The sequence below is a fragment of the Bradyrhizobium sp. genome (genome assembly GCF_019244115.1).
In the GTDB taxonomy this organism is placed as follows: Bacteria; Pseudomonadota; Alphaproteobacteria; order Rhizobiales; family Xanthobacteraceae; genus Bradyrhizobium.
Genome location: NZ_JAFATE010000594.1, coordinates 1 through 10,153, shown reverse-complemented (window position 1 = coordinate 10,153; position 10,153 = coordinate 1). Strand labels below are relative to the sequence as shown.

Below are 10,153 nucleotides of genomic sequence, written 5' to 3'. Positions count from 1 at the left end.
AATCGGAACGGAAAACGCTCTAAAGCACGATGAAGTCTGCTCGACTAGATGCACCGGTTCGGCTGTTCACCTCTCCCCGCTTGCGGGGAGAGGTCGCCGCGCCACGAGCGATGCCTTTGGCATCGCTAAGTGCGCGGCGGGTAAGGGGGAGTCTCCACCGGGTCGGTTGCTTGAGACTTCCCTCACCCCAACCCTCACAGCGCGAGCTCTTGCTCGCGCGGCCCCGCAAGCGGAGAGAGGGGAGCATCTTCCGTACGGCCTTGACCGAACCTCATTTCATCATGCTTAGCGCGACGATCCCGGTGCCTGCAGCATCGCCGCCTCGCGCAAAATGTCGACGGGCGCCCACGGCTTGGCCCAGAATTTTGCGCCGTCGGGCAGGGGCTGATGCAATGGCCAACCCGAGGTCACGATGATGTCGAGGCCTTGATTGTACTGGCGCGCCACGAAAGCGAGTTCGACGCCGTTCATGCGGCCGGCGAGGTTGACGTCGGTGATGAGCAATGTGAGCCCCTCGCCCAGTTCGCGCAGAACGAGCTCCGCCGCCTCGGCGCTTTGGCATTCCATGACGACGTAGTCGCTTTCTTCGAGCAGGATCGAGATCACCTCGCGTTGTGAGGCGTCGTTTTCGACGATGAGCGCGACCGGGCGAATTGGATTCGATTGTCCCACAGTTTATCCCCAGGATTGTTGGTCCCTCGAAAAGCGACAACGGTGGACAACGTGGATAAGTTTCTCCGTGAGAAAACGGGGTTCTGCACCCTCAGGGCGAGCATTCTCTTTGGGATTTGCCACGGGATTCTGCACAAATGATGTGCAAATGAGTCGTTGTGCACGCTGTGGTGGCGTGCAGTTGGCCTCGATTGATCACAATTTATGCGGGTGAATGCGCGGGAGGGCGTGTTGTCACCCGGAGTTGCAGCGGTGGCAGCGTAGGGTTCCGCTGTTCATCAGAGGATTTTTTCGAAAAGCGCTTGTGGACGACCGCTGCGTGCCGGAATCGTGAAGACGCGTTCGGGGATGGGGAGACGGCAGAACGGCACCTCCGCAGGGCGCCGTTCCACCTCAATTCATCGCGCTTCGAAGCCGTGCGCCCGATTGCGGGCCCGATGCTTCCAGTCCGGGAAGGTTTTTCACCCAAGGATAGCCGCGACGGCCCATCGCATAGCCGCGATCGAACAGCGCCGACATGTATTTCTGGTCGAACGGCTCGTCCGTCTGCTGGTCGAAATCGGCGGGAATGCTGGCGAGATTGAACTCGACGCCGCTCTGCCGCGCCATCGAATAGATGCGATAGAGATCGCCGATGCTCTGGTTCTTGATCAGCGTCGACAGCGAGCGCCGCGTCACCGACAGCACATTGGCGCTGACCGGCTTGAACTGCGGATCGATCCGGCCATTGCGAATGACGTAGAGGCGCGACCCGCTGACCGTCTTGTGCGCCGGGCTGCCGGACACCAGCTTCATGATCGAAGGCGCAATGAACACCTGCCGTGTCACCCCGCCGTCAACGTGAAGCTCGTCATAATCCTGACCCGCCACGCGCACTTTTATGCGCACCGGCGCGAACACGCCGGGCAGCGTTGCGGAGGCCAGCAGCACTTTTCGGAACAGCTCGAGCGCTTCCGGACTGTCGCTCGCCGCGATGCGCCCCATGTCCCACAGCACAGGCCGCTGCGCGTCGAGATTGGTGGTGCCGATCAGCAGCACGCGCCCCTTGCCGCGCTCCTGCGCGACCTCGCGCATGAACTCCTGGTCGATATATTTCTCGATCAGCTGGGCGAGCGGCGTGTCGTCGAGCAGCGCGGCGCCCCGCACCAGGTCGGAGACGTTGTAGGTGAAGACGTCCTTGCGGCCATAGCGGGTGAAAATCTCGCGCAGCTGATCGTCGCGTTCGCGGCCGAGAAACACGAAGGGCGCGATCAGCGCGCCGGAACTGACGCCGGTAACGAGATCGAAGGACGGCCGGTTGCCGGCATCGCCCCAGCCAGAGAGAACGCCGGCGCCGAACGCGCCGTCCTCGGCGCCGCCCGAAATCGCCAGCATGTTGAGCTGCCGCCTTGCTTCACCACGTGTGAACGAGACGGCCATCGCATCCGCGTTGTTTGAATCGGACGAGACCGCATCAATTGCGGTCTCGTCACCCCAATAGCGGATGTTGTGAAATCCCGTGGGTTCACCGCGCGCCGCGACCGCCTCGGGCAGGGCGTTGCGCGGCGAGATTGCGGTACAGCCCGCGGCAAACAGCAGCGCGCCCAGCACGAGCGCCTGACATGTCCGCGCCGGCGGGCGTCGGATCAGGGCAGACATGGTGGCAACTGCCCATCGCAGGCGCCGATCGCGCTCACATATCGCTTGCATACCGAACCGAACGCCTGCCTCTTCCCGGCTTGCCAAGGGCTTAAATCCCAGAACATGGCAATTGAGCGACGCCGCGCGGCCGGTTCCAGCCTTGACACCGCAGAAGCGACCAGTTGCACACATTATTCGAGTAGAGGTTCCGCATCTTGCTCAATCGTTGTGTGCCGCTGCACCCTTGTCGGTCCAATCGGGCGGCAGTCCGATGCCGTCGCCGAGCATGCCGACGAGGCCGGGCGGACGTCCGAACGCTTCGCAGGCCGGATATTTTGGCGCGCCGCCGAGCTGCGCGCCAAGCTTCTCGATCGATGGCAGCGCGGGCAGCTTTCCGAACGGCGTCTCGCCCTTGACCAGGAGCTTGCTGAAATCATCGCCGAACGCGACGGCCAGCGTGTAGGCATCGCCGTTCTCGGCGACCCGCCCCGAATCGGTGAGGGCGTTCGCTGCGCGTCCCCAGATCATCGCCGCCTTTTGCTGGCCCTTGATGTCACGCGCTTCGGCCTCGAGCGACAGGCTGCCGAGTCCGATTGGAATGCGCGGCACCGGAACGGGCACGGCGGGGAGGAGAACACTTTTCGCAACGGAGGCGCCCTTCGAGAAGCCGACCGCAACAGGATCGGTGGCCGCGACATGGGTGACTACGGCATGAACCGTGAGATCCGCCATCTCAGTGGGACCCACCACCTGAAAACGCTCGGCGAGGCCGGCGCATAGCGATCGGTCGGCGGCGTTGGCGACGAGGCCGCGCTGGGCCGGCGTGAACGGCACGGTGCCGGCCGCATCCGAAAATGTCGTGGGGACGATCTTGATCGTCTTCGCCGCCAGCACATCGTCCTTGGCGACCTTCAGCAGCGTCCGCGTGACCAGCCCGTCCGACGGGGTCAGGTCGTCATAGGCCTGCAGCGAGCCCGCACGATCCAGTGGGGCGTTGGCGCAGCCGGCCGCGGTCAGCGCCACGAGCGCAACGGTCGCGCCGACGGTGAGCCAGTCCGTCAACGCGGTCTGGTCGCGATTTGCGCCGGGCGTGTCGACCCGGTCATACCTGTGAGCCGCCATTGGAGATCCACGTCTTGATTTATTTGCACCTAGTGCATTATTGCATCAGGTGTAAAGATTTGATGGGGCGACTTTGTGACCTCTGGAGCAAGCGCCACAGCCTTGACTGATGGCGTGTCCCGGTGATGTCCTGCCAACGCCCGATTGTAACAATCGGTAACCTCTCGCAGCGCCTGCAACACGCGGTTACAAAAAATATTTCGATGCGCGCACCCCTCACTCAAATCCGCTCCACCAAAATAGAAGGCCTACGCGAGCGGAACAGGCGCGAGACCCTGCAGCGCATTGCCGACGTCGCCATGGAGCTGTTCGTCGCGAACGGTTTTGAGGCGACGACGCTCGACGAGATCGCAGCCAGCGCCGGCATCTCGCGGCGGACCTTCTTCCATTACTTCAAGAGCAAGGACGATCTCCTGCTCGCACATGTCGAAGGCTATGCCGACGCGCTCAAGGTGGCCGTGCTGAAGCAGGGCGCCATGGCCGCCCCGATCGATGCCGTCGAGCAGGCGCTGATGGATCTGTCGACGCGATTGGGATCGGCGAGGACGATTGCGATCGTGCGGGTGATCCGGCAGAGCGAGGTTCTGCAGGCGCGCAAGCAGCACAGCTATCTCGGGCGCGAGCAGGTTCTGTTCGAGGGCTTGTGCGAATTGTGGCCGGCCAAGGAACGCCGCGAGCGTCTGCGTCTCGTGGCGATGGCCGCGATGGGCGTCGCACGTCTCGCAACCGAAGCCTGGCTCGAGCAGGGCGGCAAGCGTCCGCTTGCGAAATACATTCAGGACGGATTCAGGAATCTGAAGGCCGAGATTTGACGCCGCGCCGCTCGCGGCAGCGATGCGAGCGATCTCGAAAGCACCGGCGCAACTCTGTCGAGATGTATCCACCGCAAGCACGCGTCGCGTGCTGTTGTAATAAGGGCGCACCGGACGATTTTGGCGCGCGCAGTGTCATCATCGGATTGGATTGCCACAATTGCGGCGGAAGGTTCCATTGCGGCCGGCTTGGTACGCAAAGGCCTCGACGCTTGTTCAATCGACTCCTGTCGATCGCGAGGGTTGCGAGGAATGAGCCTTGAGCGAAGCCGTTCGCATGTCTTTTGCGCGAACTGGGTCGACTGCGGGTCGCGCCACTTTGTTCCTCGCTGTTTGGTTCGAGGTCGTGTTGCATGGTGGGCGGAGTGAACGAGCCGGGGCGGACGAGGGGCTTTCGTACCTTTCAAGACGCGCAGATGCTCGCGCTCAGGTTGTGGTTCGGGATCAGCAACGTCTTCGCAAAGCCGCACCGGACTTCGGCCGCAACTCCGCCGGCCCGCGGTTTCGTGTTTCGCCCCGGCGCAGCCGCATTCGCCGGCGCTGTGCTCGGCTGCCTGACGACCTTGTATCTCTGCGCGTTCGGCATCGCGCCTGGCATCGCCTCGGCGCTCGCCACCTCGCTGATCTGCGGCCAGCTGCTGATCATGCGGGCGTCGCATCTGCTGCCGGCGGATTTCTTCATTGCCGTCTATGGCGGCTCGTTCGTCGGCATGACGCCGGTGCTTTGGCTCTACGCGGGCGGGTCGGATCGCCAGCTCATGCCGGCCAGCGCGCTCTTCATCTCGCTGTCGATCGTCTCCGGCCTCGTATTCGCCGTCATCGCCGAAATCGACGCGCGCTCGAAACGAAGGCTCGCGTTCGGCTATGGTGGTCGCTCTGGCGCCATCGCCACGCTGGCGTCGTTCCTGTTCGTTGCGGCTGCGCCGATGTTCGGCGCCGAGGACAGGTTGTTTCACGGTCTTCCCGGCGAGCCGCTCAAACTCGACGTCGCGTCCGAAGCGCTCAGCTGTGCGGCCTGCGCCGTGGGTCTGTTTGCCACCATGACCATGCTGCGATGGCGCAGCACGGCCGCAGCCAACCAGGCGGAGCGGACCTTTGTCGCCTCCGCCGTCGCGCTGATCGGCATGGCGAGCCTTTGTCTGAACAATCCCGCCGACACGCGCCTGCTGGACGCCTTTTACGCGGGATGCTTTTTGGGAATGTCGACACCCGAGCGGCTCAGCGGCTGGTCTGCGCCGGTCACGGGCGCGCTCGTGCTCACCGCCATGCTGGTCCTGGTGCGGACGTTCCTGCCGGGGATCGGCGGCGGCCTCGGGCTTGCCGCCTTTGTCACAGCGATGATGCTTGTGGCGCTGACGGCATTTCTGGTCCGGCCCGAGGCTCGCACGGCGCGCCGTCGCGCGGGCACGATCGCCTATCCGGTAGCAGGGCTGTTGGCACTGGGCTGCGTCGTATTGCTGCTGTCGGCGCCGCAACAGCCATGGCTCGGCCGGGCCACGACGGCGGAGGCCGCGACGCCGGCAATACAGGGCCCGGCGCCGGCGGCGCTGGCGGTCAGCCACCAGACCAATGATGCGCCGCCGCTCGAGGTGCCCGCCGCCGGCAGCGTCGATCTCGCCATCTCGCTGGAGCTGCCGCACGACAACAAGATGGCGGCACGCGCACTCCCCGACGGCGACGAAACGGCTTTGCCGGAGCCCGCGGCCGCCATCTCCGTGCGGGACGCCGGCGCCGGGGCGGCCGCGGCTGCGCCGGTGCGCGCAACCCCTGACGAGGCGGTGCCGGTGACGACCGAGCCGCAGCGCGACCGCGCGCCGGCCGATGAGGCGGCGGACGAAAAGCTGTTTCGCGAATTCATGCAGTGGCGTGCGGCGCAGGCGAGCGGCATTGCACAAGTCCGACCGCAGCCTGCGCGGACGAGACCGCGTCCCGCGCAGCTGGTCGGACTGGCGGCGCCGCCGCCTGTGCAAGCGCCGCCGCGACCGGCGCGGCCGAAACCAGCATCCGGTATCGATCCCACCGGCTGGCCGGCGAGCCTGCGCGCAATTCGTTCGCCAAGGGATGCATCAAGGGATGCATCAAGGGATGCATCGAGAGATCCATCACGAGCGGCTCGTACCCCGACCGGAAATCCTGCGCGGTAGCGCAGCCGGCAAGGGCTCGCCGGTCACGCCTGGCAGGCAATCTCGCCCGACGTCCTCGACGTTGCTTTTCGGCGTGATCCGCATCGGCAGGCCGGCGCCGGGGCGCAGCGTCACGCTCATGACCGGCCACACTTTTGCGCCCGCCGCAAGCGCGATACTGAAGCGATCAACCAGGGTCGCGAGCGCGATGGTCGCCTCCTGCAGCGCAAAGGTCGAGCCGATGCAGGTGCGCGGTCCGGCGCCGAACGGCAGATAGGCGAAGCGTTCGATCGTACGCCTGCTCTCGGGAAGGAAGCGACTGGGGTCGAACAGATCGGGTTGGTCCCAGAGGCTCACATGGCGATGCAGCACGTAGGGAGAGATCACGATCAGCGCGCGCGCTTTGATGTCGTGACATCCCAGCCTGTCCGGTCCTTGCGCCAGCCGGCTGAGCGCCGAGATCGGGGGATAGAGTCGCAGCGCTTCCTCGACCACCGCCCGCGTGACGGTCAAGCGATCGAACAGCGTATCGGGGGGGCCTGCGAGCTTCTCGCCGGCCTCCGCCTCGACAGCGGCCCGCCACGCGTCCGACTGCGACAGCAGGTACAGCGACCAGCTCAGCGTATTGGCCGTGGTCTCGTGCCCGGCCGACAAGAAGGTCAGGATGTTCGAGCGCACCTCGGCAGGCGACATCGCGCGTCCAGTGGCCGGGTCGAGCGCGCCGAGCAGCAGCGACAGCAGGTCGCAACGCTGGTCTGACGGGTTCTTGCGGCACTCACTCTGCCGCGTTTCGATCAGTGCATCGATCACGCCCTGAAAATATCCGAGCGTCGCCTTGAGCTTGCGTCCGCCCGGGCGCGGCACAAAATCGGGAGCGCCGACGAGATCAAGCAGCCCGATGCGTCCCGCCGCGCGAAAATAGTCGTTCATGGACCCGCGGAATTCGTCGAGGTCACCCTGCAGGCCGTCGGAGAAGATCGTCAGCGCCAGCACGTTGAGCGTCAAAAGCGTCATCTCGGCCACGACATCGACCACGCTGCCGGGCGGAAGCGCAAGCCAGCGCCGGCTGAGCTGGTCGACTGCCTGCAGCATGTTCGCGGTCAGGCTGCGCACGTTGCGCAGCGAGAACAGCGGAGCGAGCGTTCGGCGCTGGATGTCCCAGCGCTCGCCCTCGGCGCTCAGCAGGCCATCCGCTAGGCCGGCGCTGAGCACGCGCCGCTGGATCGGGTCCTTGCGGTAATTTGAGGCGTTGTCGATCAGCACATGGCGGATGGCCGCGGGATCATTGACGACGAAGGCCTGGCCGATCGGCAGACCGACGCGCGCGATCTTCTCGCTGAAGAAGTCCTGGCTCCAGCATTCCAGCGGGTTGCGCGCGAGGACTCTCAAGAGCTGGATGAATCCGAGCCGTCGCCCGGGCGGAACGGGGGCCGGTGGGCGGAATGGCTGTACTCTGAACAGATCGACCGACATGGCCAAAACGGTTTGGACAGCAAAAGACCAGTTTACCGAGCAGCGGGCCGTTCGGTGGACGCACTCACGTTCCATCAACAATTTTCGATAAGTCGTGAACCGGCTCAGAGTTCCGGCGAAATCGGGCCGCACGTTGGGAGCGCGTGGGATGAGGGATCATTCTACCGCGGCCGGGCGCTCGCATCGCAGCACGAGGTGCCAAATCACCGGTGGAGCGGCTGATCGGGCGATAGTATAAGCGGACGGAATTGGTTAGCCTCTTGAGGCCGACAGGTCCGCTTGTGGAGCATCCGGGTCAGGGCAGGCCGCCGCCGGGATATTCGACCTCCTGAATTGGCGCTGCGCGCAGGAAGCGGTCGCGGCGGGTGGGGGTCTGGGTACGAATGAATTTCGCCGGGATGGCTGCGCGCCTGTTGTGCGCATGGCTTGTCGCGATGCCGCTCGCGGACGCCGCGGAGCGGGCGCCGCGCCCGATTTCGTTGCGCGAAGCGCTGCAACGGGCGCTCGCGGCCAATCCGCGGATCGTAGCCGCCGCGCGCGAGGTCGGCGTCGCCGGGGGTCTCAAGCTGCAGGCGAGCGTCCTGCCAAATCCCGAACTCGCCTTCGAGCTCGACAATGCGCTGGGCTCCGGCCGCTTCCAGGGTGTGCGGTCGGCCGAGACGACGTTGCAACTCAGCCAGCTGATCGAGCTCGGCGGCAAACGCGAGGCGCGCATCGCGTCCGGCGAGGCCGGCTTCAGCGCCGCGGTCTGGCAGCGGCGCGCCACAGAGCTCGACGTTGCGTCGGAGACCGCGATCGCCTTCATCACCGTGGTGAGCGCGCAGCGCCGCATCGAGATCTTTGACGAGCAGATCGCCAGCTTCGACCAGCTCATCCCCCTGCTCAAGCGGCGGGTCGAGGAGGGGGCCTCTTCGCCCGCGGAAACCCAGCGTGCCCAGGTCGCCGCCGATCTGTTTCGTGCCGACCGCGAACGGGCCAGAACCCAACTGGCGAGCGCCCGGCGCGACCTTGCCATCCTGATGGGCGAGACCACGCCCGCCTTCGGCGAGGCGGTCGGCCGCCTGGCGTCGACCGGCCAGCCGCCGCCGTTCCAGAGCGTGGTTGCGGCGATCGAGGCTAATCCGCAATTGATGCGCTGGACTGCGGTCGCCGCGCAGCGCCATGCCGAGCTCATCCTGGCCCGACTAAGACTAGTGCCGGATGTTCATGTCGGGGCCGGCTGGCGGCACTTCCAGGATACCGGCGACAACGCCGTGCGGCTCGATCTGTCGATCCCGCTCCCGGTGTTCGACCAGAACACGGGAAACATCGTCGCCGCGCAGGAGACGCTGGCGAAGACGACCGCCGAGCGGGCCACCAACAAGCTGCTTCTGATCTCGATCGCCGGCCGCGCCTATGATGCCGCGGGTGGTGCGCTGGCCGAACTGAAGCTGCTCCGCTCCTCCATCATTCCCAACGCGCGCAGCGCCGCCGAGACCATCCAGAACGGCTACGCCCAGGGCCGTTTCAGCTTGCTCGAACTGCTGGACGTGCGAGGATCGCTGCTGCAGGCCTTGCTCAGGGAACAGGAAGCGCTGCAGAATTTCCACATTGCGGTTGCCACCATCGAGGGTCTGGTCGGCAATCCCTTTTCGCTCGCCCGCGAGAGCTCGCGATGATCGGTCGGATGTTGCGATCCCTTGTGTTCGTTCTGGCGGCGGCCGTCCTGGTCGCTGCCGGCTACCGGATGCTGACGCCGGCAACGACCAAACCGGCGGTCGCGGAGAAGCTCGAGAAGGACGACCGGTCCGACGGCGTGGTGCTGAGCAATGCAAAGATCGCCGCCGCCGGCATCGAGCTTGCGACCGCAGCACCTGCCGTGCTGCGCGAAAACCTGCTGCTGAACGGCGTTGTCCAGGCCAACCAGGAGGCGCTGGTCCAGGTCACGCCACGCTTTCCCGGCATCATCAAGGAGGTGCGCAAGCGGATCGGCGACCGCGTCGAGAAAGGCGAGGTGCTGGCGGTCGTCGAGAGCAACCAGAGTCTGACGGCCTATGAGCTGAAATCCTCGCTCGCCGGCACGGTGATCGACCGCCAGACCACGCTCGGCGAATACGCCTCCGAGCAGAAGCCGGCTTTCGTCATCGCCGACCTGTCGACGGTCTGGGTCGACTTCTCGGTCTACCGCCGCGACCTCAAGCGGGTTCACAGCGGCGACCAGGTTTTCATCGATCCGACCGACGGCGGCGCCGCGATCGAGGCCCGCATCGCCTATCTCTCGCCGGTCGGCAGCAGCGAGACCCAGAGCGCGCTGGCGCGGGCCGTGGTCGCCAATGGCGACCAGCGGCTGCG

Annotated in this window: 8 protein-coding genes; 4 read left to right on the top strand and 4 right to left on the bottom strand. The window is 65.5% G+C overall.

The window, feature by feature from the left end; translation table 11 throughout:
* Positions 1-285: 285 nt before the first annotated feature.
* From JOZ76_RS26385 to JOZ76_RS26375, 3 genes are all read right to left on the bottom strand, one after another.
* Positions 286-672, bottom strand: coding sequence for a response regulator (locus tag JOZ76_RS26385; RefSeq protein WP_291703623.1), 387 nt, complete (start codon positions 670-672; stop codon positions 286-288).
* 393 nt (positions 673-1,065) lie between these two features.
* The gene (locus tag JOZ76_RS26380) at positions 1,066-2,310 is read right to left on the bottom strand and encodes a patatin-like phospholipase family protein (RefSeq protein WP_291703621.1); all 1,245 of its coding nucleotides are present in this window, start codon (positions 2,308-2,310) and stop codon (positions 1,066-1,068) included.
* 201 nt (positions 2,311-2,511) lie between these two features.
* A complete protein-coding gene (locus JOZ76_RS26375) occupies positions 2,512-3,414 on the bottom strand; it encodes a DUF3313 domain-containing protein (protein WP_291703619.1) in 903 nt (300 codons plus the stop codon).
* 203 nt (positions 3,415-3,617) lie between these two features.
* Here JOZ76_RS26375 and JOZ76_RS26370 point away from each other — a divergent pair, with 203 nt between their 5' ends.
* Positions 3,618-4,226 carry a TetR/AcrR family transcriptional regulator gene (locus JOZ76_RS26370; RefSeq protein WP_291703616.1) on the top strand — a complete coding sequence of 203 codons (609 nt, stop codon included), beginning with the start codon at positions 3,618-3,620 and terminating at the stop codon, positions 4,224-4,226.
* 416 nt (positions 4,227-4,642) lie between these two features.
* Positions 4,643-6,370: a hypothetical protein gene (locus JOZ76_RS26365; RefSeq protein ID WP_291703614.1), complete on the top strand. Its 1,728-nt coding sequence runs from the start codon at positions 4,643-4,645 to the stop codon at positions 6,368-6,370.
* Here the strand turns inward: JOZ76_RS26365 and JOZ76_RS26360 are convergent.
* Positions 6,329-7,738 carry a cytochrome P450 gene (locus JOZ76_RS26360; RefSeq protein ID WP_291703612.1) on the bottom strand — a complete coding sequence of 470 codons (1,410 nt, stop codon included), beginning with the start codon at positions 7,736-7,738 and terminating at the stop codon, positions 6,329-6,331. The two genes, JOZ76_RS26365 and JOZ76_RS26360, sit on opposite strands and share 42 nt — an antisense overlap.
* A gap of 467 nt (positions 7,739-8,205) precedes the next feature.
* Here JOZ76_RS26360 and ihpA point away from each other — a divergent pair, with 467 nt between their 5' ends.
* Both ihpA and JOZ76_RS26350 read left to right on the top strand, forming a co-directional pair.
* Positions 8,206-9,480: a divalent metal ion exporter subunit IhpA gene (gene ihpA, locus JOZ76_RS26355; RefSeq protein WP_441300101.1), complete on the top strand. Its 1,275-nt coding sequence runs from the start codon at positions 8,206-8,208 to the stop codon at positions 9,478-9,480.
* The coding region (locus JOZ76_RS26350; protein WP_291703608.1) for an efflux RND transporter periplasmic adaptor subunit at positions 9,477-10,153 on the top strand (677 nt) is incomplete at its 3' end. The genes ihpA and JOZ76_RS26350, both read left to right, overlap by 4 nt.

Excerpts from the sequence above, each read along its gene's own strand:
- JOZ76_RS26380 (WP_291703621.1), bottom strand. The coding sequence starts at position 2,310 with ATGTCTGCCCTGATCCGACGCCCGCCGGCGCGGACATGTCAGGCGCTC.
- JOZ76_RS26375 (WP_291703619.1), bottom strand. The coding sequence starts at position 3,414 with ATGGCGGCTCACAGGTATGACCGGGTCGACACGCCCGGCGCAAATCGC.
- JOZ76_RS26370 (WP_291703616.1), top strand. The coding sequence starts at position 3,618 with ATGCGCGCACCCCTCACTCAAATCCGCTCCACCAAAATAGAAGGCCTA.
- JOZ76_RS26365 (WP_291703614.1), top strand. The coding sequence starts at position 4,643 with ATGCTCGCGCTCAGGTTGTGGTTCGGGATCAGCAACGTCTTCGCAAAG.
- ihpA (WP_441300101.1), top strand. The coding sequence starts at position 8,206 with ATGAATTTCGCCGGGATGGCTGCGCGCCTGTTGTGCGCATGGCTTGTC.